At 73.3% G+C, this 24,409-nt stretch carries 18 protein-coding genes and 2 pseudogenes; 8 read left to right on the forward strand and 12 right to left on the reverse strand.

The window, feature by feature from the left end:
- Positions 1 to 818: 818 nt before the first annotated feature.
- Entirely contained in the window at positions 819 to 1,682 is an 864-nt protein-coding gene (locus tag MCM47_RS33035; RefSeq protein WP_238949794.1) for a helix-turn-helix transcriptional regulator, read from the forward strand.
- Positions 1,679 to 1,888, forward strand: a complete 210-nt coding sequence (locus MCM47_RS33040) for a DUF397 domain-containing protein (protein WP_238949795.1) — start codon at positions 1,679 to 1,681, stop codon at positions 1,886 to 1,888. The genes MCM47_RS33035 and MCM47_RS33040 overlap by 4 nt, the downstream gene beginning before the upstream one ends.
- Before the next feature lie 141 nt (positions 1,889 to 2,029).
- Here MCM47_RS33040 and MCM47_RS33045 read toward each other — a convergent pair whose 3' ends face one another.
- Positions 2,030 to 3,145 (reverse strand): ADP-ribosylglycohydrolase family protein, encoded by a 1,116-nt coding sequence (locus MCM47_RS33045; RefSeq protein WP_238949797.1) that lies wholly within the window; start codon positions 3,143 to 3,145, stop codon positions 2,030 to 2,032.
- A gap of 188 nt (positions 3,146 to 3,333) precedes the next feature.
- Between MCM47_RS33045 and MCM47_RS33050 the strand changes: the two genes are divergently transcribed.
- The gene (locus MCM47_RS33050) at positions 3,334 to 4,449 is read left to right on the forward strand and encodes a tyrosine-protein phosphatase (protein ID WP_238949799.1); all 1,116 of its coding nucleotides are present in this window, start codon (positions 3,334 to 3,336) and stop codon (positions 4,447 to 4,449) included.
- Between the two features lie 131 nt (positions 4,450 to 4,580).
- On the opposite strand, the gene MCM47_RS33055 is transcribed toward MCM47_RS33050, so the two are convergent.
- A complete protein-coding gene (locus tag MCM47_RS33055; protein WP_238949810.1) occupies positions 4,581 to 7,154 on the reverse strand; it encodes a bifunctional FO biosynthesis protein CofGH in 2,574 nt (857 codons plus the stop codon).
- A gap of 181 nt (positions 7,155 to 7,335) precedes the next feature.
- Between MCM47_RS33055 and MCM47_RS33060 the strand changes: the two genes are divergently transcribed.
- The 3 genes from MCM47_RS33060 (at position 7,336) to MCM47_RS33070 (ending at position 10,591) form a co-directional block, all read left to right on the forward strand.
- Positions 7,336 to 8,586 (forward strand): DUF2092 domain-containing protein, encoded by a 1,251-nt coding sequence (locus MCM47_RS33060; RefSeq protein WP_238949812.1) that lies wholly within the window; start codon positions 7,336 to 7,338, stop codon positions 8,584 to 8,586.
- Positions 8,587 to 8,661: 75 nt separating this feature from the next.
- Positions 8,662 to 9,639 carry an ABC transporter ATP-binding protein gene (locus MCM47_RS33065; protein ID WP_238949816.1) on the forward strand — a complete coding sequence of 326 codons (978 nt, stop codon included), beginning with the start codon at positions 8,662 to 8,664 and terminating at the stop codon, positions 9,637 to 9,639.
- A gap of 46 nt (positions 9,640 to 9,685) precedes the next feature.
- A complete protein-coding gene (locus MCM47_RS33070; RefSeq protein WP_374209249.1) occupies positions 9,686 to 10,591 on the forward strand; it encodes an ABC transporter permease in 906 nt (301 codons plus the stop codon).
- A gap of 109 nt (positions 10,592 to 10,700) precedes the next feature.
- Here the strand turns inward: MCM47_RS33070 and rarD are convergent, their stop codons facing one another.
- Together rarD and MCM47_RS33080 are read right to left on the reverse strand one after the other, a co-directional pair.
- A complete protein-coding gene (rarD, locus tag MCM47_RS33075; protein ID WP_238949823.1) occupies positions 10,701 to 11,789 on the reverse strand; it encodes an EamA family transporter RarD in 1,089 nt (362 codons plus the stop codon).
- A 113-nt stretch (positions 11,790 to 11,902) separates the two neighbouring features.
- The gene (locus tag MCM47_RS33080) at positions 11,903 to 12,766 is read right to left on the reverse strand and encodes an SDR family oxidoreductase (RefSeq protein ID WP_308222549.1); all 864 of its coding nucleotides are present in this window, start codon (positions 12,764 to 12,766) and stop codon (positions 11,903 to 11,905) included.
- A gap of 121 nt (positions 12,767 to 12,887) precedes the next feature.
- On the opposite strand from MCM47_RS33080, the gene MCM47_RS33085 reads away from it, so the two are divergent.
- Positions 12,888 to 13,277, forward strand: coding sequence for a helix-turn-helix domain-containing protein (locus MCM47_RS33085; RefSeq protein ID WP_238949854.1), 390 nt, complete (start codon positions 12,888 to 12,890; stop codon positions 13,275 to 13,277).
- A 358-nt stretch (positions 13,278 to 13,635) separates the two neighbouring features.
- On the opposite strand, the gene MCM47_RS33090 is transcribed toward MCM47_RS33085, so the two are convergent.
- Positions 13,636 to 14,412 carry a TetR/AcrR family transcriptional regulator gene (locus MCM47_RS33090; protein WP_238949828.1) on the reverse strand — a complete coding sequence of 259 codons (777 nt, stop codon included), beginning with the start codon at positions 14,410 to 14,412 and terminating at the stop codon, positions 13,636 to 13,638.
- 50 nt (positions 14,413 to 14,462) lie between these two features.
- On the opposite strand from MCM47_RS33090, the gene MCM47_RS33095 reads away from it, so the two are divergent.
- On the forward strand, positions 14,463 to 14,687 hold the full coding sequence (locus tag MCM47_RS33095) for a DUF6011 domain-containing protein (RefSeq protein ID WP_238949833.1): 225 nt from the start codon (positions 14,463 to 14,465) through the stop codon (positions 14,685 to 14,687).
- Positions 14,688 to 15,057: 370 nt separating this feature from the next.
- On the opposite strand, the gene MCM47_RS33100 is transcribed toward MCM47_RS33095, so the two are convergent.
- From MCM47_RS33100 to MCM47_RS33130, 7 genes and pseudogenes are all read right to left on the reverse strand, one after another.
- Entirely contained in the window at positions 15,058 to 16,113 is a 1,056-nt protein-coding gene (locus MCM47_RS33100) for a 2-oxoacid:ferredoxin oxidoreductase subunit beta (RefSeq protein WP_238949834.1), read from the reverse strand.
- Positions 16,114 to 16,244: 131 nt separating this feature from the next.
- Positions 16,245 to 18,215, reverse strand: a pseudogene (locus tag MCM47_RS33105) (2-oxoacid:acceptor oxidoreductase subunit alpha); the annotation flags it as partial.
- 368 nt (positions 18,216 to 18,583) lie between these two features.
- Positions 18,584 to 19,246 (reverse strand): response regulator transcription factor, encoded by a 663-nt coding sequence (locus tag MCM47_RS33110; protein WP_238949835.1) that lies wholly within the window; start codon positions 19,244 to 19,246, stop codon positions 18,584 to 18,586.
- 276 nt (positions 19,247 to 19,522) lie between these two features.
- Positions 19,523 to 20,533, reverse strand: coding sequence for a polyprenyl synthetase family protein (locus MCM47_RS33115; RefSeq protein ID WP_238949836.1), 1,011 nt, complete (start codon positions 20,531 to 20,533; stop codon positions 19,523 to 19,525).
- Positions 20,534 to 20,856: 323 nt separating this feature from the next.
- On the reverse strand, positions 20,857 to 22,494 hold the full coding sequence (nuoN, locus tag MCM47_RS33120) for an NADH-quinone oxidoreductase subunit NuoN (RefSeq protein ID WP_238949837.1): 1,638 nt from the start codon (positions 22,492 to 22,494) through the stop codon (positions 20,857 to 20,859).
- Positions 22,491 to 24,128, reverse strand: coding sequence for an NADH-quinone oxidoreductase subunit M (locus MCM47_RS33125; RefSeq protein WP_238949839.1), 1,638 nt, complete (start codon positions 24,126 to 24,128; stop codon positions 22,491 to 22,493). The genes nuoN and MCM47_RS33125 overlap by 4 nt, the downstream gene beginning before the upstream one ends.
- Positions 24,129 to 24,162: 34 nt before the next feature.
- A pseudogene (locus tag MCM47_RS33130) lies at positions 24,163 to 24,409 on the reverse strand (NADH-quinone oxidoreductase subunit L); the annotation flags it as partial.

The raw sequence follows: 24,409 nt of genomic DNA on the forward strand, positions 1-24,409 counted from the left end.
GCACCAGAGCACCAGAGCACCAGAGCACGGCAGCACGGCAGCACGGCAGCATCGCAGCACCAAGCCGAAACACCCGGCAGCAAGCACCGCGCACCACCAGGCACCGCACCGCCGGCAACCGCACTGCGACGAGCCGCACCGAGGACACACCCGCCGCGGCGCACCGGCAGGACGGCGGCGCGGCGCCCGGCACCGACGGCACGCGCATCACCTGCACGGCACCGGCACCGGCACCGGCACCGGCACCGGCACCGGCACCGCAAGGGCGTACACCACCGCCGCACCGCACCCGCGGGCGGGAGGGGGCGCGCGCCGGCGCCGTCGGCGCCGTCGTCCGGCGGTGAGCAACCAGGAGCACGGAGGGGCGGTCGCCCGCGACGGAAGCCGCCGGGCGACCGCCCCTCCGCCGTCCCCGAGGACGGCCGGACCGCTCGCGGGGCCCGGCCGGGCCCCGTCCCGGGAACACCCCGCAGCCGCCCCCGGACCCACCGGTGGCACCCGCCGTCCGCACGTGCCATCAGCACATCCGCGCCCGCCGGACGCGTCCCGCACCACCGTCACCGCACCGCCGCCGTACCACCAGAGAACCGCCGCAGCACCACCGGATCGGGCCGCCACCCGCATTACCACTCGGTAGCATCCGCTGTCTCGCCGAAGCGCTTTTCCGATGATCTGTTCTACCGCGCTCCTGCGATTCCCCGGCGCCGACCTGATCCGAGGTGTCATGCTGCTCAGAGCCAGGGGGGTTGGTCCCAATGTCCACAGTGTTCCGAGGGCTGCCGTTCCAACGATCACCAGAGGTCCGGCCGGAGGTCGACGTGTCCGCGAACATCAATCCCACCGTGCGCCGCAGGCGTCTGGGCTCCGAGCTCCGCAAGCTCCGCGAGGGCCTCTCGATGACGGCCGAAGAGGTGGCCGGCCGGCTGATGGTCTCCCAGTCGAAGATCAGCCGCCTGGAGAACGGCCGCCGCAGCATCAGCCAGCGCGACGTGCGCGACCTCTGCGACGTCTACAACGTCACCGACGAGGCGATGCGGGCCAGCCTGATGGAGATGGCCCGGGAGTCCCGGCAGCGCGGCTGGTGGCACGACTTCAACGACATGCCGACCCCGTACAGCGTCTACATCGGCCTGGAGGCCGAGGCCTCCTCGATCCGCGCCTACGAGTCCTCGTTCGTCCCCGGACTGCTGCAGACCGAGCAGTACGCCCAGGCCGTGGTGGAGGGCACCCAGCCGGACACCGACGCGCTCGCCGTCCAACGCCGGGTGCAGGTCCGGATGAAGCGCCAGGACCGCATCAACGGCGAGAACCAGCTCGGCAGCCTGTGGACCGTCATAGACGAGTCGGTGCTGCGCCGGGAGGTCGGCGGGCGGCCCGTGATGGCCGATCAGCTGAAGCACATGCTGGAACTGAGCCAGCGTCCCAACATCACCATCCAGGTGATCCCGTTCTCCCACGGTGCCCACCCCGGGATGACCGGGACATTCTCCCTGCTGGAGTTCCCCGAGTCAGCCGATTCCACAGTTGTCTACTTCGAAGGGGTGACGAGCGATCTCTACCTGGAGAAGGAGGCCGACGTGCGCCGCTATACCTCTCTCTACGACCACCTGCGGGCCGCCGCGCTCGGGGTGGCCGAGAGCCGGTCACTGATAGCCAAGATTGCGGAGGACTACCACGCATGAGCACCACCTTCGAGAGCGGGACGGTCTGGCGGAAGAGCAGCCACAGCGGCGGCAACGGCGCGTGTGTGGAGATCGCCACACCGGTCGAGGGCGCGGTGGCGGTCCGGGACTCGAAGGACCCGCAGGGCCCGCAGCTGCACTTCTCGGCCGAGGCGTGGCAGGCGTTCGCGGGGGCCGCCGGAGCAGGGGCGTTCGGCACGTTCTGATCCGCATTCTCCGTTCTCGGAGCAGGTGCCCGTAGCGGCGCCCGTCGCCCCTCCCGGCGGCCGGCACCCTACGGGCACCTCCGTGTTCGGAGCCCGCCCACGCGGAGGCGGGCCCCGCTCGCCCGCGGCAGGCGGTCCGGCTCAGCCCAGCACCGGGTAGCGGGCGGCCCAGTCCGCGCCCGCAGCGGCCTCGGGACCGTGCAGCTCCGGACCGTGCATCAGTTCCAGCACGAAGTCGTCCGCCAGTTCCAGCAGCGCCGCGCGCCCCTCCAGACCGGCCACCAGGCCGGGCGGCAGCGCGGTGTCCCCGTGCAGGACGCCGAGCAGGTTTCCGCAGATCGCGCCGGTGGAGTCGCTGTCCCCCGAGTGGTTCACCGCCAGCAGCAGGCCCGAGCGGACGTCGTGGGCGACCAGCGCGCAGTACACCCCGATGGCCAGCGCCTCCTCGGCGACCCAGCCCTCCCCCAGGGCCTCGACCCGCTCGGCGGACGGCTCTCCCGCCCGGACCGCGTCCAGTGCCGCCCGTAGCGCGGTCGTGGTCTCCTCGTGCGCCGGCCGCTCGGAGAGCAGGGCCAGCGCCAGGTGGACCCCCTCCTCCAGGGTGCCGCCGCGGGCCGCGGTCTGGACGATCACCGCGAGCGCGCCCGCCGAGAGGTAACCGGTGGGGTGGCCGTGCGTCAGCACCGAGCACTCCACGGCCAGCTGGAAGACCAGGCCCGGGTCCCAGGTGGTGAGCAGCCCGAACGGGGCCGCCCGCATCACCGTTCCGCACCCCTTGGAGTGCGGGTTCTTGGGCGCCTCCAGCGTGCCGAGGCGCTCGGCGTCCGGCCCGGAGAGCCCGGAGAGGCAGGCCTGGCCGGGCGCCCGCCGGGCGTACAGCCACTCCTCGCGGCCGAGCCAGCCGAGGTCGGCCCGGCGCTCGTCCGGGCCCCAGTCTCGCTGGGTGGCGGCCCAGCGCAGGTAGGCGAGGTGGAGGTCGGTCGGCGGGTGCCAGCTGCCGGTGTCCCGGCGGACGTGGGCCCGGATCAGCCCGTCCAGGGTGAACAGCACCATCTGGGTGTCGTCGGTGACCGCACCGAGCCGCCCGTACGCGGGGACGTAGCCGGTGACGCCCTGCGGGCCGTGCGCCGCGCGGATCCTCTCCAGCGACTCGAACTCGATGCCGGCGCCGAGCGCGTCGCCGATCGCGCCACCCAGCAGACAGCCCCGCACCCGGCTGCGGAAGTCCTGCTGCTGTGCGCGGGACCAGAGTGGCATCACGACGGGAGGCCTTTCGTCCGGGAGGCGGGCCGCGCGACGGGGCCGGTCGCGCGCGCCCCCGACTGTATTCGAATGTCCGTACAAGTCGAGGGGTGGACCTGAACACCAGCACTTCAACACGATGTTGCTGCGACGCCATGCGGCGGCCACGGCCCGCCACCCCGGGCTGCCTACCGTGCCGGGCCATGACCATCTCCCGCACCCGCCTGGCCACCGCGATCGCCCTGACCGGCGCGCTGGCCCTCGGCACCCCGGCGCTCGCCGTCGCCACCCCGGCCGACTCCCCCGCCCCGGCCGCCGCCCGGCACGGCGCGCACGCCATCCCGTTCACCGCCGCCACCGTGACCGAGCAGAGCGACGGCGGCTTCACCCTCGCCTGGGCCGCCGCTCCCGGCACCCGCGGCGTCACCGTCTACGCCGGCACCGACCCGGAGGACATCCGCCACCGCAAGCCCGTCGCCAAGGGCGCCGGCACCGCGACCGTCACGGTCACCGGCCTGGCCGCCGCCGACCGGTGGTACTTCGAGCTGGTCCCCGACCGCGGCGAGCCGCTGGTCGTCGCCGACCGCTCGCTGCACCTCGCCTCCGCGCCCAACTTCCGCGACGCGGGCGGCTACCGCACCGCCGACGGCCAGTGGGTCCGGACGGGCGTCGTCTACCGCTCCGGCGACCTCTCCAAGCTGACCGACCAGGACCTCGCCAAGCTGCGCCGCCTCGGCATCCGCACCGTCTTCGACCTGCGCACCCCCGCCGAGCAGAAGGCCGCCCCGGACCGCATCCCGGCCGGCGCCACGGCCGTGGACGCCAACGTGCTCGGGGTCGCCGACACCGGAGCCTTCAACGTCACCAGCCCGCAGGCCGCCGTGCAGGCCATGGTCGACGCCGAGCGGACCATGGTCTCCGCCGGCAGCGCGAGGGCGGCCTACCACTCGGTGCTGGAATCCCTGGTGGAGCGCGACGACGAGAGCGTCCTCTTCCACTGCACCGCCGGCAAGGACCGCACCGGCTGGGCGTCCGCCGCGCTGCTCACCGCGCTCGGCGTGCCGCGCGAGACCGTCGAGGCGGACTACCTGGCCAGCAACACCTACCGGGCCGCCGAGAACGCCGCGACCCTGGCCAAGCTGCCGCCGGCCTACCAGGCCGTCTACAAGCCGCTGCTGGAGGTCCGGCCGGAGTACCTGAACGCGGGCTTCGACGAGGTGCAGCGGAGGTTCGGCTCCTTCGACGCCTACCTGGAGTCCGGCCTGGGCCTGGACCAGCGGGACCAGCGGGACCTGCGCGGCCAGCTGCTCGTCGGCTGAACCGCGGCGACCGGGACCGGACCCGCCGGGCCGGGCCTGCGGCCGACCGCCGAACCGGGCCGTGCACCCGGCCCGGCCCGGCGGTCCTCACCCCACGGTGGCCCGGCCCCTGCTCCGCCTCCCGGCCGGCGTCAGTCCAGGACCGGCAGCAGCTCCGGCAGGTGCCCGTCCGAGGCCAGCGCCGCGGCCCGGCGCTCGGCCGGCACCTCCCCGTAGGTGGTGGTCCGCTGGCGGTGCGGACGGCCCGCCGCCTCCGCGATCGCCTGGAGGTCCCGGACGGACTTGTAGCTCCCGTACGCCGAACCGGCCATCCGCGAGATGGTCTCCTCCATCAGCGTGCCGCCCAGGTCGTTGGCGCCCGAGCGGAGCATCTCGGCCGCGCCCTCGGCACCCAGCTTCACCCAGCTGGTCTGGATGTTGGGGATGTGCGGGTGGAGCAGCAACCGCGCCATCGCCACCACCGCGCGGTTGTCCCGGGCGGTCGGGCCGGGCCGGGCGATGCCGGCCAGGTAGACCGGCGCGTTGGTGTGGATGAACGGCAGCGTCACGAACTCGGTGAAACCGCCGGTGCGCTGCTGGATCTCCGCGAGCAGCCGCAGGTGGCCCAGCCAGTGCCGCGGGCTGTCGACGTGCCCGTACATCATCGTGGACGAGGAGCGGATGCCCAGCTCGTGCGCGGTGGTGACGACCTCCACCCAGGTCGCGGCCGGCAGCTTGCCCTTGGTCAGCACCCAGCGGACGTCGTCGTCCAGGATCTCGGCGGCCGTGCCCGGGATGGTGTCCAGGCCGGCCTCCTTGGCCCGCTGCAGCCACTCGCGGACGGACAGACCGGTCCGGGTCGCGCCGTTGACCACCTCCATCGGCGAGAAGGCGTGCACGTGGATGCCCGGCACACGCTCCTTCACCGCCCGCGCGATGTCGAAGTAGGCGGTGCCGGGCAGGTCCGGGTGGATGCCGCCCTGCATGCAGACCTCGGTGGCGCCGACCTCCCAGGCCTGCGCCGCCCGGTCGGCGACCTGCTGCAGGGAAAGGGTGTAGGCGTCGGCGTCGGTGCGGCGCTGCGCGAAGGCGCAGAAGCGGCAGCCGGTGTAGCAGACGTTGGTGAAGTTGATGTTCCGGGTGACGCAGTAGGTGACGTCCTCCCCCACGGCGTCGCGGCGGACGTCGTCGGCGATCCGGCAGAGCGCCTCCAGCGCCGGCCCGTCCGCGTGGAACAGCGCCAGCGCCTGGTCGTCCGTCAGCCGGGTCGGGTCGTCGGCGGCCGTCGCCAGCGCGGCCCGCAGGTCCCCGGCCAACCGCTCGGGGGCGCCCTCGGCGAGGACCCGCTCGCGCAGCACCTCCCAGTCGCCGTAGACGTCCTCGAAGTCGGCGCGCCGGTCGCCGGTGCGGCCCTCGGTGTCGATGGCGGTGTGCAGGTCCGTCCGCCCGTACGAGGCGGGCAGGTCCTCCGGCTCCTGCCAGGGGTGTCCCTGGACCACCGCGTCCGGGCGGGCCAGGCCGGTCTCCGGGTCGGCCAGAGCGCGGACGTGCGGCAGCACCCGGGGGTCCAGCCACGGCTCGCCGCGGCGGACGTACTCCGGGTAGACGGCCAGGCGCTCGCGCAGCTCGAAGCCGGCCGCCGCCGAGTGCTCGGCCAGCCGGTCGATCTGCGGCCAGGGGCGCTCGGGGTTCACGTGGTCGGGCGTCAGCGGCGAGACCCCGCCCCAGTCGTCGATCCCGGCCCCGATCAGCCGCGCGTACTCGCCGTCCACCAGGTTCGGCGGGGCCTGCAGACAGGCCGACGGGCCCATGATGTGACGGGCCACGGCCACCGTGGCGACCAGCTCGTCCAGCTCGGCGTCGGGCATGCCGCGCATTGCCGTGTCCGGCTTGGCGCGGAAGTTCTGCAGGATCAGCTCCTGGATGCCGTGGTAGGCGCGAGCGACCCGGCGCAGCGCGAACAGCGACTCGGCGCGCTCCTGGTAGGTCTCGCCGATGCCGATCAGCAGCCCGCTGGTGAAGGGGACGGAGCTGCGCCCGGCGTCCTCCAGCACCCGCAGCCGGACGGCCGGCTCCTTGTCGGGCGAGCCGTGGTGCGGGCCCCCGGGCTCGCTCCACAGCCGCGTCGCGGTGGTCTCCAGCATCATGCCCATCGAGGCCGACACCGGCTTGAGCCGCTGGAAGTCCGTCCAGCTCAGCACCCCGGGGTTGAGGTGCGGCAGCAGGCCGGTCTCCTCCAGGATGCGGATCGACATCGCCCGGACGTAGGCGACGGTGTCGTCGTAGCCGTGGGCGTCCAGCCACTCGCGGGCCTGCGGCCAGCGGTCCTCGGGCTTGTCCCCGAGCGTGATCAGGGCCTCCTTGCAGCCCAGTTCGGCGCCCCGCCGGGCCACCTCCAGCACCTCGTCCGGGGACATGTACATCCCGTGCCCGGCCCGGCGCAGCTTGCCGGGCACGGTGGCGAAGGTGCAGTAGTGGCACTTGTCCCGGCAGAGCCGGGTGAGCGGGATGAACACGCTCCTGGAGTAGGTGATGACGCCTGGGCGCCCGGCCGCGGCGAGGCCCGCGTCGCGCACCCGGGCGGCGCTCGCACAGAGGTCCGCCAGGTCCTCGCCTCTGGCCCGGAGCAGCACCGCCGCCTCGGCCGTGTCCAGCGCGACACCGTCCCGGGCGCGGCGCAGGGCCCGCCGCATCGCGTTCGACGTCGGGGAGATGGTTCCGTCCATGGCGCGACCCTACGCCAGTTCTCGTACGTCCGGAGTAGCCGACCCTGAGGACGTATCAGGGTCGGCTGCGCCGCGAGGTCGACCCCGATCTGGCCCTGCAGGGCGATGCCTCCGGCGCCCCCCGGCCTTGTAATGGAGACCAGAGACGAACTCGGTCACGGTTACGGAGGGGTTGGACGCCATGACGGATGAAAGGCCGGCTGAGCGGCATCAGGACGACGGGGGTGTCCCGTACCGCGCCGGACGGCGCACCGCGGTACGGGTGGCGGTCCCGGTGGCGGTGGCGGCGGTGATCGCGGCCGGGGTCGGCCTGGTCCCGGCCCTCGCAGCCGACTCCCCGCCGGACCTGCCGTCGCTGACGGCGGAGCAGCTGGTGGCCAAGGCGCTCGGCTCTCAGACGCAGACGCTCTCCGGCACCGTCGCGGTCTCCGCCGACCTCGGCCTGCCGGGCCAGCTGCTGGCGGCCGGCGGCGGCGTCGGCTCGGGCGGCACCGGCGGCACCAGGCCGTCCGCGGCCGCGCCGGAGAGCAAGCTGACCGCGCTGCTCGGCGGCGAGCACACCCTGCGGGTCGCGGTGGACGGCCCGGACCGCCAGCGGGTGGGCCTGGTCGAGAAGCTGGCCGGGTACGAGCTGATCCACAACGGCGACCAGGTCTGGGCCTGGGACAGCAGCACCAACGAGGCGGTGCACCTGACCGCCCCGCAGGGGGCCGGCCGGGGCGCCCACGGCGGACTGCCGGGCGGCTCCGGCGCGGCGGACGGCAAGGCGCCGCTGACCGGGGTGCCGGCCACCCCGCAGGAGGCGGCCCGACAGTTCCTGACCGCGAGCGCGGGAACCACGGCCGTGACCGTCGACGGCACCACCACCGTCGCCGGGCAGAAGGCGTACCAGCTCAGCGTGAAGCCCACCCGGTCCGGCTCGACCATCGGCGAGGTCCGGATCGCGGTGGCCGCCGAGAACGGCGTGCCGCTCGCGGTCCTGGTCAGGGACACCGACGGCGGCAAGGTGTTCGACCTCCACTTCACCGAGGTGTCGTTCGCCCGGCTGTCCGCCGGCACCTTCGAGTTCACCGTGCCCAAGGGCGCCAGGGTGACGGAGCGCAAGGCCGGGAACGAGCCGAAGGCCCCGTCCGAGCAGGAGGTGCGCGAGGCGGCCGAGGGGCTGAACGTGGTCGGCGAGGGCTGGACGGCGGTGCTCAGCGCCAAGCTGCCGACCGGTGAGGTCCCGGTGCCGGCCGAGGGCCGGCACGGCGGCTCGGGCAAGTCCGCGCCGCAGAGTCCGCTGGCGCTGGCGAAGTCGCTCGGCAAGCCGGTCAAGGGCGGTTCGCTGGTCAGCACCAAGGTGCTGAACGTGCTGGTCACCGACGACGGCCGGGTCTTCGCGGGCGCGGTGACGCTGCCGGTGCTGCAGAGTGCGGCCGGGGTGGAGTAAGTGACCAAGGCTCCTGTAACGGGGGACGTTACGGAGCCGGCCGGGGGCCGGGGCACCGACGTGCGCCCGGCCCCCGTGGCCGTTCCCTCCCGTACCCCCTCCACGGCTCCGTCCGACGACGTGATCAGAACCCGGGGGCTGACCAAGCGCTTCCGCGGCGGCCAGCTCGCCGTGGACGGGCTGGACCTGACCGTGCCGCGCGGCTCGGTCTTCGGCTTCCTCGGCCCGAACGGCTCCGGGAAGACCACCACCATCCGGATGCTGATGGGCCTGATCACGCCCAGCTCCGGCGTGGCCACCGTGCTCGGCGAGTCGATGCCGCAGTCGGTCGGCTCCGTCCTGCCGCGGGTCGGCGCGCTGATCGAGGGCCCGGCCCTCTACGGCTTCCTCTCCGGCCGGGACAACCTGGCCCGGTTCGACGCGGCCGACCCGACCGCAGACCCGCGCACCCGGCAGCGGCGCGTCGCCGCGGCGCTGGACCGGGTCGGGCTCACCGCCGCGGCCGGCAAGAAGGCGCGGGCGTACTCCCTGGGCATGAAGCAGCGGCTCGGGCTGGCCTCGGCGCTGCTCCAGCCGCGCGAGCTGTTGGTGCTGGACGAGCCGACCAACGGCCTCGACCCGCAGGGCATGCGGGAGATCCGGGCGTTGGTGCGCGAGGTGGCCGCCGAGGGGACGACCGTCTTCCTCTCCTCCCACCTGCTGGACGAGATCGAGCAGGTCTGCACCCACGCCGCGGTGATGTCGCGCGGCCGGCTGGTGGTGCAGGGGACGGTGGCCGAGCTGGCCGCCCGGGCCCAGGGCCGGCTGGTGGTCCGCACCCCGGACGTGGCGCTGGCGGCCGAGGTGCTGGCGGCCCGGCAGGTCGCCGACCTGCGCTCCGCCGAGGGCCGGGTGGACGGCGAGCTGGACGCGCCGGCCGACGACGTGCTGCCGGCGATCTGCGCGGCGCTGGTCGAGGCCGGGGTACGGGTGCGCGGCTTCGGTGTGGAGCGGGGCACGTTGGAGGACGCCTTCGTGGCGCTGACCGGGGAGGGCTTCGATGTCGCGGGCTGAGACGGCGCGGGGCGAGGCACCGCGGGCCGAGACGTCGCGGGCCGAGATGTCACGGGGCGAGACGTCACGGGGCGAGATGTCGCACGCAGGCCTGGCGGAGACCCCCGTCGCCGGGCGGCGACCGCAGACGACGGCCGGGTTCCTGGCGCTGTTCCGCAACGAGCTGCTGCTGACCTTCCGCCGGGTGCGGACCATGGTGCTGCTGGGCATCCTGGCCGTGCTGCCGGTCCTGATCGGCGTGGTGGTCCGGATCGAGACGGACGGCCCGCGCGGCGGCGACGGCCCGGCCTTCATCGCGCAGGTGACGCAGAACGGCCTCTTCCTGGTCTTCACCGCGCTCGCGGTGGCGCTGCCGGTCTTCCTGCCGATGACGGTCGGTGTGGTCGCCGGCGACGCGGTGGCCGGCGAGGCCGCGAGCGGCACGCTGCGCTACCTGCTGGTGGCCCCGGCCGGGCGGACCAGGCTGCTCGCCGCCAAGTTCACCGCCGGACTGGCGTTCTGCCTGGCGGCCACCCTGACCGTCGCCCTGGCGGCCCTGGCCACCGGCGCGGCGCTGTTCCCGCTCGGCGACGTCACGCTGATCTCGGGCGAGACCATCGGGCTGGGCCCGGCACTGCTACGGGCCGTGCTGGTGGCCCTGGTGGTGGCCGCCTCGCTGGCCGGGCTGGTCTCGATCGGGCTCTTCGTCTCGACGCTCACCGGCAGCGGCATCGCGGCGATGGCCGCTACCGTCGGCTTGATGATCACCGTGCAGATCCTGGACAGCTTCCCGCAGCTGCACGCGATCCAGCCGTTCCTGTTCACCCACCACTGGCTGAGCTTCGGGGACCTGCTGCGGGAGCCGATGTACTGGGACGGCGTGCTGGAGAACCTCGGACTGCAGGCGGCGTACGTCGCGGTGTTCGGCTCGGCCGCCTGGGCGCGGTTCACCAGCCGGGACATCACGGCGTAACGGGGCGGTGGGGCCGGCGGGCGTCCGCCGAGGCCCCGCGGGGCCGCCTCGCCGGGGCGTCGACCCGCCGGGGCGTCGACCCGACCCGGCGGAGCCTCGGCGGCGGCCGTCAGCGGGCGGGGGCCGGCGCGATGTCGGTCGGTGCCTCACCGGCCGGCGCCCCACCGGTCGACGGCCCGGCGGTCGACGGCCCACCGGCCGGGGAGGCCTCGCCGGGGGCGGCGTCGCGCCGGGGCGCGCCGGCCGCGGTGGCGGCCTCCAACCGGGCCAGGGCGGCCGCGCGCTCCAGCCGGTCGGCCCGCACCCGGCGCAGCGCGTCCCAGGTGAGCACCGCGAGCGCGGCCCAGACCAGGGCGAACCCGGCCCAGCGGGCGGGCGGCATCGACTCGTGGAACACCGCGATGCCGATCAGGAACTGGAACACCGGCGCCAGGTACTGCAGCAGCCCGAGCATGGTGAGCGGCACCCGGACGGCGGCCGCGCCGAAGCAGAGCAGCGGGATCGCGGTGATCACCCCGCTGAGCATCAGCAGCCCCGAGTGCCCCCAGCCGTACTCGCCGGTCACGGTGTGCCCGAAGGTGCCCTTCCCGCTGAGCTCCAGGTGGACGAGGTAGCCGAGGGCGAACGGGAACATGAAGGCGCTCTCCGCCGCCAGGCTCTCCAGTCCGCTCAGCCCGACCTTCTTCTTCAGCAGGCCGTAGGTCGCGAAGCTGAGCGCCAGGGTCAGCGCGATCCAGGGCAGCCGCCCGTACCCGATCGTCAGCACCGCGACCGCGAGGGCGCCGATCCCGACGGCGGCCCACTGCGCCGCCCGCAGCCGCTCCTTGAGCACCAGGACGCCGAAGGCGATGGTCACCAGCGGGTTGATGAAGTAGCCGAGGCTGGTCTCGACCACGTGCCCGGCGTTGACGCCCCAGATGTAGACGCCCCAGTTGACCGAGATCACGGCGGCGGCCGCGCCCAGCATGGCGAGCCGGCGCGGCTGGCGCAGCAGCGGGCGTATCCAGCCCCAGTGCCGCTGGGCGACCAGCAGCAGCGCGACCGCGACCAGGGACCAGACCATCCGGTTGGCCAGGATGTCGTCGGCGGCGCCCGGCTCCAGCAGCGGCCAGAACAGGGGGAAGAGCCCCCACATGCCGTACGCGGCGAAGCCGTACCAGAGTCCTCTTCCGGCCTCCTGCTGCCCTGTCTCCGGCATTGACCGCCTGCCCTCCGCGCGCGCCTGTGTCGAGCCGACGGTAGCGGGCACAGGGGCAGGCTGTCATCTCCGTATTCCGTTTTTGGTCATGACAGGCGCGCGGAGCGGGCGCCTCAGCCCTTCAGTGCGGCGCGCACGCTCTCCGCCAGCGGGACGGTCGGGCGCCCGATCAGGCGGGACAGGTCGCCGGGGGTGCCGGCCAGCTCCCCGCGGGCGATGCCGGCGTCCACGTCCACCAGCACCTCGGCGAAGCCCTCCGGCAGGCCCGCGCCGACCAGCACCTCACGGTGCTCGGCCGGGGACACGTCGCGGTGCCCGACCGGCCGGCCCGAAGCCTTCGCCAGCTCGGCGGCCAGCTCCGGCAGGCTCCACGCGACGTCGCCGCTCAGCTCGTAGACGGTGTCCGCGTGACCGCCCCCGTCGCCCGCGCCGATCAGCACGGCCACGGCCGCGTCGGCGTAGTCCTTGCGCGGGGCACTGGCGATCCGGCCCTCGCCGGCGCTACCGATCACGATGCCGCGGGCCACCGTCCCGGCGGCGTCGCCCAGGTAGTTCTCGGTGTACCAGCCGTTGCGCAGGAAGGAGTAGGACAGACCGGACTCCCGGATCACCGCCTCGGTCGCCTTGTGCTCGTCGGCCAGCCGGAAGGTGGCCGCACCCGGTGCACTGGTGTAGGCGAGCAGCGCGACCCCGGCCGCGCGCGCCGCCTCGACCACCGCGGTGTGCTGCGGGATGCGGCGACCGACCTCGCTGCCGGAGATCAGCAGCACCCGGTCGCCGGCCCCGAAGGCGCCGACCAGGCTCTCCGGGCGGTCGTAGTCGACCTCCCGGACGGTCACGCCGCGCGCGGCGAGGTCGGCGGCCTTCCCGGCGGAGCGGACGGCCACGGCCACCTCGCTCGCGGGCACCCTGGCCAGCAGACCCTCGACGACCAGACGGCCGAGCTGCCCGGTGGCTCCGGTGACGACGTACATGATGCGACTCCCTCGTTCGGGTGATGCGACGACTCGCTGTCTCGTTGACCTCGCAACTAACCCTAGGGAGGGCACTTACTTCCGGAAAGTACGCACTTCAAAGTAGGGTACTGATATGGAGGTAATGACACAGGTCGCCCGCGACCGTCAGCTGCCCCCGCCGGACGTCTTCGATCGCATGTGCCCGTCGCGCGGGGTGCTGGAGCACGTCACCAGTCGCTGGGGCGTACTCGTCCTCGGGGCGCTCGACGAGCGCGGCTACCGCTTCAGCGAACTTCGGCGGAAGGTGTCGGGGGTGAGCGAGAAGATGCTCGCCCAGACCCTGCAGACCCTGGAGCGCGACGGCTTCGTGCTGCGCGAGGCCCACCCGGTGATCCCGCCCCGGGTCGACTACAGCCTGACCCCGTTGGGCCGGGAGGCCGCCCGACTGGTCGCGGCCCTCGCCCACTGGTCCGAGGAGCGCGTCCCGGCCGTCCTCTCGGCCCGCGCCGAGTACGACGCCCGCCCGCGCTGACGGGGGCTCCGGGGAGGACCGGTCCGCGGCGCCGACCGGCGCGCGGTCCTGGGCTGCGACCGGTGGCTGCGCGCTACGGCCCGGGGCCCGGTGTGGGCTGCGACCCTTGCGGATCGGGGCCGAAGGCTGCGGGCTGCGTGGATCGCGCAGGAATCCCGCACGCATCGAACACCGGCGCGCCCTGCCCGCCCCTAGGCTGACCTGCGGGATCACCCGGGAGCGGCGCTCCTTCGTGGTGCCCGGGCACGGGGGTCCCGGGCACCACCCCCGATCGTCGGCGCCTGCTCGGGGGCGCACCGGCCAGGGGGCGCACCGGCTGAGGGGCGTACCGGCGGAGAGGCGCACCGGCGGAGAGGCGCTATGGCTTTCGGTGGGTCTCGATCAGCGCCGCCAGGCCGTCCAGGACCCGGGCCAGACCGAAGGCGTACGCGTGGTCCGGGCTGTACGCGCCGCCGTGGGCCTCCCCGGCGGCGGCACCCACGCGCGCGGCGACCGGGTAGCGCTCCGGGTCCATGACGCGGGCGAGCAGCTCGGCGTTGGCCGACCACCACTCTTCGTCGCTCATCCGACTGTCCTGCTCGGCGCCGCGCTCGTCGGCGGCCATCCGGGCGCAGGTCTGCACGAAGCCGAGCAGGTGGGTGAGGGCGGCGTCCAGCTCGACGTCCGGCAGACCGGTGCCCTCCAGGGCGCGCAGCTCGTACTCGTACTTGGCCATCAGGCCCGGCCCGAGCGGCGGGCGGCTGGTGGCGATCCCGGCGACCCAGGGGTGGGCCCGGTGCATGGCCCGGTTGTCGTCCGCCACCGCGGTCACCCGGGCGCGCCAGCCGTCGCCGGCGGGGGCGGTGCGCTGCATGGTCGCGTACACGGTGTCCAGCATCAGATCCAGCAGCTCGGCCTTGCCGGGCACGTAGGTGTAGAGCGCCATCGCCGAGACCCCGAGCTCCTGGGCGACCCGGCGCATCGTCACGGCGTCGACACCCTCGACGTCCGCCAGCGCGATCGCCGCGGCGGCGATCTCCGCTGGCGACTTCGCCTGTCGCGGGCCGCGACGGCCCGGCTTCTCCTCCGCCGAGAGCCCCCAGAGCAGGGCCAGCGTCCGAGCGGGATCCCCCGCACTGCTGCGATCGCTTGCCATGGGCCGATCCTTTCACGCCCCCGCCCCGCTCGGCGGGCTACCGTCTGCCCATGACCGACGCCGCCCCCGACACCGCCCCGAACGCCCGGCCCGAACCGCTCCCGGGCACCTCGACCGTGCAACCGCTGCGCCCGCGCGTCACCTGCCGCCGCTGCCACCGCCCGCTGCACGACCCGGAGTCGCGCATGCTCCGGCTCGGACCCGAGTGCCGCGACCCGGCGGAGCGCGTCCCGCGCCACGAGGTCGACCAGGACCCGCTGCCGGGCCTGGCCTGATCCACGGCCGGACGGCTCCCGGGGATCGGCAGGGCCGCCTCGGACGGTCCCGTCCGGCCGCGACCTTTCGCCCCAACTCCAGCTCCGGGGAAGGGAATCGATGTGGACCGAGCAAGCACGCCGACTTCTCGACAGCCCTGCTGCGGACTTGTCACGTCCGCGTCCGACCGGTAGCAGGCCGCCTTCCCCCGCGCTATCAACGTCTGCAGGAGGACCGCCACCCGGCGGTCCCGAGCAACCGGGGGCTTCACATGGCGCGGCGGCGCGCCGAACCCGCGCCGCGCAGGAGGAACAGCGCAGTAGGAAACGGTGCAGCACGAGCGGCGCCCCCGACCAGCCGGGGGTGCCGCTCCGTCGTACCGCCGGAAGGTCAGCCGACCGTCCAGGTGTCGCTCCCCGACAGCAGCGCCGCGAGGTCGCCCGGGCCGCGCCGGGCCTCCGCCGTGGCCAGCTGTTCGGCCATCAGCTCGTCGTACACCGGCCGCTCGACGCTGCGCAGCACGCCGATCGGCGTGTGGTGCAGGGTGTCCGCGTCGGCGATCCGGGAGAGCGCGAACGCCGCCGCCGGGCCGGCCGCGTGGGCGTCGTGGACCAGCACGGCCGACTCGTTCTCCGCCGTGACCGCGGCGACGAACAGTTCGCCGTCCGCAGCCCGGAAGACACCCTGGCCGCGGTCCGCGCCGAAGCGGATCGGCTGCCCGTGCTCCAGCCGGATCAGCGCCTCGTCCCGGGTGCCCGGCTCCTTCAGGATCTCGAAGGCGCCGTCGTTGAAGATGTTGCAGTTCTGGTAGATCTCCACCAGCGCCGTTCCCCTGTGCTCCGCCGCGGCCCGCAGCACGGACTGCAGGTGCTGACGGTCCGAGTCGATCGTCCGGGCGACGAAGGTGGCCTCCGCACCGATCGCCAGCGAGAGCGGGTTGAACGGGGCGTCCAGCGAACCCATTGGCGTGGACTTGGTGATCTTGCCGAGCTCACTGGTCGGCGAGTACTGGCCCTTGGTAAGTCCGTAGATGCGGTTGTTGAACAACAGGATCTTCAGGTTCACATTGCGACGCAGTGCGTGGATCAGGTGGTTCCCGCCGATGGACAGTGCGTCGCCGTCGCCCGTCACCACCCAGACACTGAGGTCCTGCCGCGAGGAGGCCAGACCGGTGGCGATGGCCGGCGCGCGCCCGTGGATCGAGTGCACCCCGTAGGTGTTCATGTAGTAGGGGAACCGGGACGAGCAGCCGATCCCGGAGACGAAGACGGTGTTCTCCCGCTTGATCCCCAGCTCCGGCATGAACGCCTGCACCGCCGCCAGGATCGCGTAGTCACCGCAGCCCGGGCACCAGCGCACTTCCTGGTCGGTCTTGAAGTCCTTGGCGCTCTGCGGCGCTTCTGCCTTCGGTACCAGCTTCAGCGAGGGGAACTGCTGCTCGCTCATCGGTTGTCCTCCTCGCTCGCCGAACCGGCGGTCGTGTCGACGCTCGCACCGGCCGGCGGTCCAGCCTGCGCGGCAGGCGGAGCGGCCGGCGGACCGGCGGGCGGACCGGCGGGCGAACCGCCCTCCGAACCGATCGCCGCCCACAGCACGTCGGCCAACTGCGCTGCCTTGAAGGGAAGTCCGCGCACCTGGTTGTAGGACTGCGCATCCACCAGGTACCTGGCCCGCAGCAGCAGCGCCAGCTGCCCGAGGTTCATCTCGGGAACGATGACCTTCTCGTAACTCCTCAGCACCGTACCGAGGTTGGCCGGGAACGGGTTGATGTTCCGCAGGTGGGCCTGGGCGATGCGGCCGCCGTCCGCCCGGACCCGCCGCACGGCCGCGGTGATCGGGCCGTAGGTCGAACCCCAGCCGAGGACCAGCACCCGCGCCTCGCCGTCCGGGTCGTCGACCTCCACCGGCCGGACGGCGATTCCGTCGACCTTGGCCTGCCGGGTGCGGACCATGAAGTCGTGGTTGGCGGGGTCGTAGGAGATGTTGCCGGTGCCGTCCTGCTTCTCGATGCCACCGATCCGGTGCTCCAGACCGGGCGTGCCGGGCACCGCCCACGGGCGGGCCAGGGTCTGCGGATCGCGCAGGTAGGGCCAGAACGAGCCGTCCTCGCGGTTCGGGCCGGTCGCGAAGCCCGGGGTGATCTCGGGAAGTTCCTCGACCTCCGGGATCCGCCAGGGCTCGGAGCCGTTGGCCAGGTAGCCATCGGAGAGCAGGAAGACCGGGGTGCGGTAGGTCACCGCGATCCGGGCCGCCTCCAGCGCCGCGTCGAAGCACTCGGCCGGGGTGGCCGGGGCGACGATCGGCACCGGCGCCTCGCCGTTGCGGCCGAACATCGCCTGCAGCAGGTCCGCCTGCTCGGTCTTGGTCGGCAGTCCGGTGGACGGGCCGCCGCGCTGGATGTCGACCACCAGCAGCGGCAGTTCGAGCGACACGGCCAGACCGATGGTCTCGCTCTTGAGCGCCACGCCCGGGCCGGAGGTGGTGGTGACGCCGAGCGCGCCGCCGAAGGCGGCGCCGAGGGCCGCCCCGATGCCGGCGATCTCGTCCTCGGCCTGGAAGGTGCGGACGCCGAAGTTCTTGTGCTTGCTGAGCTCGTGCAGGATGTCCGAGGCCGGAGTGATCGGGTAGGAGCCCAGGTAGAGCGGCAGCCCGGCGCGCTGCGCGGCGGCGATCAGACCGTATGAGAGGGCCAGGTTGCCGGAGATGTTGCGGTAGCGTCCGGCCGGGAGCTTGGCCGGCGGCACCTCGTAGGAGACCGCGAACGACTCGGTGGTCTCGCCGAAGTTCCAGCCCGCCCGGAAGGCGCTGATGTTGGCCTCGGCGATCTGCGGCTTCTTGGCGAACTTGCTGCGCAGGAAGGACTCGGTGCCGTGGGTGGGCCGGTGGTACATCCAGGAGAGCAGGCCCAGCGCGAACATGTTCTTCGCCCGTTCGGCGTCCTTGCGTGTGAGCCCGCTGTCCTTGAGCGCCTCCAGCGTCAGCGTGGTCAGGGGCACCTTGTGCAGGTGGTACGCCTCCAGCGAGCCGTCGGCCAGCGGGTCCGCAGGGTAGCCGACCTTGGACAGCGCGCGCTTGGTGAACTCGTCGGTGTTGACGATGATCTCTGCGCCGCGTGGCAGGTCCGGCAGGTTGGCCTTGAGGGCGGCAGGGTTCATCGCCACCAGGACGTTGGGCGCGTCCCCCGGGGTCAGGATGTCGTGGTCCGCGAAGTGCAGCTGGAAGGACGAGACACCAGGCAGCGTGCCGGCGGGGGGCCGGGTCTCGGCCGGGGAGTTGGGCAGGGGGGAGAGGTCGTTGCCGAAGGACGCCGTCTCCGAGGTGAAGCGATCGCCGGTGAGCTGCATGCCGTCGCCGGAGTCCCCGGCGAACCGGATGATCACCCGGTCGAGTCTGCGGATCGGCTTGGCGCGCCTAGGCTGCGGACTGCCCGGCACGGCGGGGCCGGATCGGCCGCCACCGGGCCCGGGGCGGCCCTCGGCGCCCGGGCCGTCCACTGCTTCTGACTGATCGACCTGACTGGTCACTGCCGCGGACCTCCTCGTGGGCACCAGCCGCGGGCGTGAGCCGTGTGCCCCGTCCGCCTGGTGCACCTCTCGCATCCTATGCGGGTGAGGATTGCCTGGGACGGAACTAACCGATGCGGCAGGAAGCTGCCGATGTCGCTGCCGCTGTATCCAGGTACAACGCCTGCGGCATGCGCTCCCATACCGGGCCCGCGAACGCTTGTTCGGGTGCGCACCGAATTCGGCGGCCGCCCGGGTGACGGGGCTGCCGGCGGCCGCCCGGGCGGGTCGCGGACGGGTCGCGGACGGGTGTGCGGGCGGTCGCCTGGGCGGGTCGCGGGTAAGTGCCGACGGCCGCCCGGGCTCCTGGAGGGGCGGCCGCCCGGGCCGGCGGACGGGTGACCGCGGGGCGGTCAGGAGTTCAGGTAGGTGAGCACGGCCAGCACCCGGCGGTGGTCCTCCGGGCTCTGGGCCAGGCCCAGCTTGAGGAAGATGTTGCTGACGTGCTTCTCCACGGCGCCGTCCGACACCACCAGCTGCTTGGCCACCGCGGTGTTCGTCCGGCCCTCGGCCATCAGCCCCAGCACCTCGCGCTCGCGCGGGGTCAGCCCGGCCAGTACGTCGCTCTTGCGGCTGCGGCTGAGCAGCTGCTGGACCACCTCCGGGTCCAGCGCGGTGCCGCCCTCGGCGACCCGGACCACCGCGTCCACGAACTCGCGGACCTCGGCGACGCGGTCCTTCAGCAGGTAGCCGACGCCCCGGGTGGAGCCGGCCAGCAGCTCGGAGGCGTACCTCTCCTCCACGTACTGCGACAGCACCAGCACGCCCAGCTCCGGGTAGAGGCCGCGCAGCGTGACGCAGGCGCGCACGCCCTCGTCGGTGTGGGTCGGGGGCATCCGGACGTCGGCGACCACGACGTCCGGCAGCGTGCCGGCCGTGGCCAGGTCGTGGACGGCCTTGAGCAGGGCCTCGCCGTCGCCGACGCCCGCCACGACCTCCAGGCCCCGGTCGGTGAGCAGCCGGGTGAGGCCCTCCCGGAGCAGTACGGAGTCCTCGGCGATGACGACGCGAAGCATGGTGGCCTTCCGGGTTGGCGCGGCTGCGGGCTGGACTGACGGAGCCAGTCTTCCCTACTCGCGACAGCGCCGGGCGGCGAATCCCATCGGCGGCCCGGGGTCCGGACGGCCCGCAACCGCACCGGGCGCGGCACCGGGCACCGGGGGCCGGGGGCCGGGGTGGGACCGGGGCCGGGGTGGGACCGGGGCCGGCGTGCGGGCCGGGGCCGGCGTGCCGGGCCGGGGCCGGCGTGCGGGCCGGGCGGGCCACTTCGTCGGGCCGCTCCCCCCGGGCGGTCACATCGTGCGGATGGCCACCGCGTCGCAGAGGCCCTGGAGCGCCTCCTTGGCCGGGCCCTCGGGCAGCGGGTCGAGGAGCGCGCGGGCCTCCTCGGCGTGCCGCAGGGTCTCCCGGCGGGCGAGCTCCAGCGCGGGGTGGCGGCGCAGCAGCCGCAGCGCCTCCGCGTGCAGCTCGTCGTCGTCGAGGGAGCCGGCGACCAGCTCGCGCAGCCGCACGTCGGCCGGGTCCGACTCGTCCACCGGCAGCTGCTGGAGCAGCAGGGTGGGCAGGGTCGGGATGCCCTCGCGCAGGTCGGTGCCGGGAGTCTTGCCGGACTCGTGGCCGTCGCTGGCGATGTCGAGCACGTCGTCGGCCAGCTGGAAGGCGATGCCGATCCGCTCGCCGTAGGCGCTGAGGATGTCGACCACCCACGGCTCGGCACCGGCCAGGAGTGCTCCTATCCGGCAGGAGACGGCGATCAGGGAGCCGGTCTTGCCGGCCAGCACGTCGAGGTAGTGGCGCAGCGGGTCGTCGTCCGGCCCGGGGCCGGCGGTCTCCAGGATCTGGCCGGTGACCAGCCGCTCGAAGGCGTCGGCCTGGAGCCGGACGGCGTCGGGGCCGAGGTCGGCGAGCACCTGGGAGGCACGGGAGAAGAGGAAGTCGCCGGTGAGGATGGCGACCGAGTTGTCCCAGCGCGAGTTGGCGCTGGGGGCGCCGCGGCGCACCGGGGCCTCGTCCATGACGTCGTCGTGGTAGAGGGTCGCCAGGTGGGTCAGCTCGACCACCACGGCGGCCGGGACCACGCCCGGGGCGTTGGCGTCGCCGAACTGGGCGGAGAGCAGCACCAGCAGCGGGCGGAAGCGCTTGCCGCCGGCCTCCATCAGGTGGCTGGCGGTGAGGGTGATGAACGGGACGTCGCTCTTCACGGCCTCGGTGAGCGCGTTCTCCACCGCGTCCATCCCGTACTGGACGTCGCGGGTCAGATCGCGGTCCTGCACGCTGAGCCCAAAGGGTCCCACGACGGTCACGAAGACCACTCCTCTGTCCCTGGTCGATCTAGCGGCCTGGTCCCTGAGTGCCGCCGCTGGCCATACAGGCAGGGTATCCGGTCGCGAGTGGATCACTGCACGGGCGTGCGGGTCCTGTCATGGTCGGGCTGTATCGGCTGGTCAGGCGCGATGCCGGGGCGACTCGTCCGGGCCGCGCGGATAAAGCGCGGCCCGGACGGAAGGGGCCTCCCGGCGGGCCCCCTCCGAGCCTTCCGGCGGGGGACCTGACGGACCCGCGGACACGCTCCGAACGGGACCCGGACAGACCCCTGACGGGTCTGCGACCGACTCCGGACGAGGCCTCAGCGGACGAAGAGCGACGCCTTCGACGCGAGGTCCAGGAAGTACTGCGGCAGCAGTCCGAGTCCGAGGGTGACCAGGACGCCCATGCCGATCGCGGTGGCGGTGAAGGCGCTCGGGATGACCACCGTCGGCCCGCCGGGCTGCGGGTCGGAGAAGAACATCAGCACGATGACCCGGATGTAGAAGAACGCCGCCACCGCCGAGCTGAGCACGCCCACGATCACCAGCGGGGTCGCGCCGCCTGCCGCCGCGGCCTGGAAGACCGCGAACTTCCCGGTGAAGCCCGAGGTCAGCGGGATGCCCGCGAAGGCCAGCAGGAACAGCGCGAAGACCCCGGCGACGAGCGGGGAGCGCCGGCCCAGCCCGGCCCAGCTGGACAGGTGGGTGGCCTCGCCCTTGGAGTCCCGGACCAGGGTGACCACGGCGAAGGCGCCCAGCGTCACGAAGGAGTACGCCAGCAGGTAGAACAGCACCGAGCCGAGGCCCTGCTTGTTGGTGGCGATCACGCCGGTCAGGATGAACCCGGCGTGCGCGATCGAGGAGTAGGCGAGCAGCCGCTTCACGTCCTGCTGGGTGACGGCGAGGATCGCGCCGACCACCATGGTCAGGATCGCCACGCCCCACATCACCGGCCGCCAGTCCAGCCGGAGGCCGGGGAAGGCGACGTAGAACAACCGCAGCAGGGCGCCGAAGGCGGCCACCTTGGTCGCGGCCGCCATGAAGCCGGTGACCGGCGTCGGCGCTCCCTGGTAGACGTCCGGGGTCCAGGAGTGGAACGGCACCGCGCCGACCTTGAAGAGCAGTCCGACCGCGAGCATCGCCAGGCCGATCAGCAGCAGTGCGTCGTTCTGGGTGGTGGAGAGCAGCGCGGGGGTGGCGAGCGCCTTGCCGGAGATCACGTCGGAGATGTCGCCGAGCCGCACGCTTCCCGCGTACCCGTAGAGCATGGCGGTGCCGAACAGGAAGAACGCCGAGGCGAAGGCGCCCAGCAGGAAGTACTTGACCGCCGCCTCCTGGGAGAGCAGCCGGCGGCGCCGGGCCAGCGCGCAGAGCAGGTAGAGCGGGAGGGAGAGGACCTCCAGCGCCACGAACATGGTCAGCAGGTCGTTGGCGGCGGGGAAGAGCAGCATGCCGCCGACCGCGAACATGGTGAGCGGGAAGACCTCGCTGGTGGTGCGGCCGGCCCGGACCGCCGCGCGCTCCTGCTCGCCGCCGGGGGTGGCGGCGGCCTGCGCGGCGAAGGCGTCGGCCGGTTCGCCGCCGGCCTTCGGCTCCAGTCGCCGCTCTGCGTAGGTCAGCACGGCGACCACGGCGACCAGCAGGATCACGCCCTGGAGGAAGAGCGCGGGGCCGTCCAGCGCGACCGCGCCCATCGCCAACAGGTCCACCTTGGTCGACCCGTAGCCCTGGGCCGCGAGCACCACCACGGCGGTGAAGGCACCGACCAGGCCGATCAGCGCCAGCCAGACCTGCGCCCAGTGCCGGTGCCGGCGGGGCAGGAAGGCCTCCAGCAGGATGCCGGCGACGGCGGCGCCGAACACCACCAGCATCGGGGAGAGCTGGCCGTACTCGACATGCGGCGCCGGGATGCTCGGGCTGTTGCCGCCCGCGGCGGCGAGCCATCCGGTGGTGCTCACTTGTGCTCACCTCCTGAGGGGGCTGCTCCGGGGTGGCCGGCGACCGGGTGGGCCGGGGCCGGGTCGGTCTGGTGGACCTGCGTCAGCGTCGCGTCCACCGCCGGGTTGACGATGTCGGTCAGCGGCTTCGGGTAGACACCGAGCAGGATGGTCAGGGCCACCAACGGGGCGACGACGGCGAGTTCGCGTGCCTTGAGGTCGGGCATGGCGCTCACCTCGGCCTTGACCGGACCGGTCATCGTGCGCTGGTAGAGCAGCAGCGCGTAGAGCGCGGCGAGCACGATGCCGAAGGTGGCGACGATGCCGATCGCCGGGTACCGGGTGAAGGTGCCCACCAGCACCAGGAACTCGCTGACGAACGGGGCGAGGCCGGGCAGCGAGAGGGTGGCCAGGCCGCCGATCAGGAACGTCCCGGCGAGCACCGGGGCGACCTTCTGCACGCCGCCGTAGTCGGCGATCAGGCGCGAGCCGCGGCGGGAGATCAGGAAGCCCGCGACCAGCATCCACGCGGCGGTGGAGATGCCGTGGTTGACCATGTAGAGGGTGGCGCCGCTCTGGCCCTGGCTGGTCATCGCGAAGATGCCCATGATGATGAAGCCGAAGTGCGAGATGGAGGCGTACGCCACCAGCCGCTTGATGTCCTTCTGCCCGACCGCCAGCAGTGCGCCGTAGACGATCCCGATCAGTGAGAGGACCAGGATCGCCGGGGCGAAGGTCTTCGAGGCGTCCGGGAAGAGACCGAGGCAGAAGCGGAGCATCGCGAAGGTGCCGACCTTGTCCACCACCGCGGTGATCAGGACGGCCGTCCCGGCGGTGGCCTCGCCCATCGCGTTCGGCAGCCAGGTGTGCAGCGGCCAGAGCGGGGCCTTCACCGCGAAGGCGAAGAAGAAGCCGAGGAACAGGGCCTTCTCCGCGGTGCCGCTGAGCACCAGCTTCCCGTCGGCGATCGCCGAGGTGAGCGTCGGCAGGTCGAAGGTGCCGAAGCCCTGGTCCTGCGCGATCACGTAGAAGCCGACCACGGCGGCCAGCATGACCAGACCGCCGAGCAGGTTGTAGAGGAGGAACTTCACGGCCGCGTAGGAGCGCTGGCGCGCCGACTCCGGGCCCCCGGCCCGGTCCCCGAAGCCGCCGATCAGGAAGTACATCGGGATCAGCATGGCTTCGAAGAACACGTAGAAGACGAAGAGGTCGGTGGCGTAGAAGGAGACGATCACCATCGCCTCCACTGCCAGGATCAGTGCGAAGAAGCCCTGGGTCCGCCGCCGGTTCTCGAACGACCCGTCGGGCGACTCCTGGCCGGGCGGGTCGGCGTCGTGCCAGGAGGCCAGCATCACGATCGGGACCAGGACGGCGGTGAGCAGCGCCAGCACGGTGCCGATGCCGTCCACGCCGAGCGAGAAGCTGATGCCGAACGAGCGGATCCAGCTGTAGGACTCCGTCAGCTGGTAGCGCGCGCCGGCCGGGTCGAACCGGCCCGCCACCGTGGCCGCCAGGGCCAGGGTGACGGCCGAGGTCGCGAGCGCGACGGCCTTGGTGGTCCGCCGCCGGGCCGCGGTGGACCCGGCGGGCAGCGCCGCGGTGAGCACCGCGCCCGCGGCCGGGACGGCGCAGGTCACGGTCAACAGGTGACTCATCGCCGCACCCCCGGAGATGAACTGGGCCTATTCATCAGACGGACCTCATCAGGAGAGTCGTGGCGACCAGCACCAGCGTGCCGCCGAACATGGAGAGCGCGTACGAACGGACGTAGCCGTTCTGGATCCGGCGCAGCCGGCTGGAGATTCCGCCGATGGCTGCGGCCAGGCCGTTGACGATGCCGTCCAGGCCGCGGCTGTCGAAGTAGACCAGTGCCGCGGCCAGCGCCGAACCGGGGCGGACCAGGACGGCGTGGTTGAAGTCGTCCTGGAGCAGGTCA

Source organism: Kitasatospora sp. A2-31 (assembly GCF_022288725.1).
Taxonomy (GTDB): domain Bacteria; phylum Actinomycetota; class Actinomycetes; order Streptomycetales; family Streptomycetaceae; genus Kitasatospora.

Excerpts from the sequence above, each read along its gene's own strand:
- MCM47_RS33060 (WP_238949812.1), top strand. The coding sequence starts at position 7,336 with ATGACGGATGAAAGGCCGGCTGAGCGGCATCAGGACGACGGGGGTGTC.
- MCM47_RS33055 (WP_238949810.1), bottom strand. The coding sequence starts at position 7,154 with ATGGACGGAACCATCTCCCCGACGTCGAACGCGATGCGGCGGGCCCTG.
- MCM47_RS33085 (WP_238949854.1), top strand. The coding sequence starts at position 12,888 with ATGACACAGGTCGCCCGCGACCGTCAGCTGCCCCCGCCGGACGTCTTC.
- MCM47_RS33070 (WP_374209249.1), top strand. The coding sequence starts at position 9,686 with ATGTCACGGGGCGAGACGTCACGGGGCGAGATGTCGCACGCAGGCCTG.
- MCM47_RS33090 (WP_238949828.1), bottom strand. The coding sequence starts at position 14,412 with ATGGCAAGCGATCGCAGCAGTGCGGGGGATCCCGCTCGGACGCTGGCC.
- rarD (WP_238949823.1), bottom strand. The coding sequence starts at position 11,789 with ATGCCGGAGACAGGGCAGCAGGAGGCCGGAAGAGGACTCTGGTACGGC.
- MCM47_RS33095 (WP_238949833.1), top strand. The coding sequence starts at position 14,463 with ATGACCGACGCCGCCCCCGACACCGCCCCGAACGCCCGGCCCGAACCG.
- MCM47_RS33100 (WP_238949834.1), bottom strand. The coding sequence starts at position 16,113 with ATGAGCGAGCAGCAGTTCCCCTCGCTGAAGCTGGTACCGAAGGCAGAA.
- MCM47_RS33110 (WP_238949835.1), bottom strand. The coding sequence starts at position 19,246 with ATGCTTCGCGTCGTCATCGCCGAGGACTCCGTACTGCTCCGGGAGGGC.
- MCM47_RS33050 (WP_238949799.1), top strand. The coding sequence starts at position 3,334 with ATGACCATCTCCCGCACCCGCCTGGCCACCGCGATCGCCCTGACCGGC.
- MCM47_RS33125 (WP_238949839.1), bottom strand. The coding sequence starts at position 24,128 with ATGAGTCACCTGTTGACCGTGACCTGCGCCGTCCCGGCCGCGGGCGCG.
- MCM47_RS33045 (WP_238949797.1), bottom strand. The coding sequence starts at position 3,145 with ATGCCACTCTGGTCCCGCGCACAGCAGCAGGACTTCCGCAGCCGGGTG.
- MCM47_RS33040 (WP_238949795.1), top strand. The coding sequence starts at position 1,679 with ATGAGCACCACCTTCGAGAGCGGGACGGTCTGGCGGAAGAGCAGCCAC.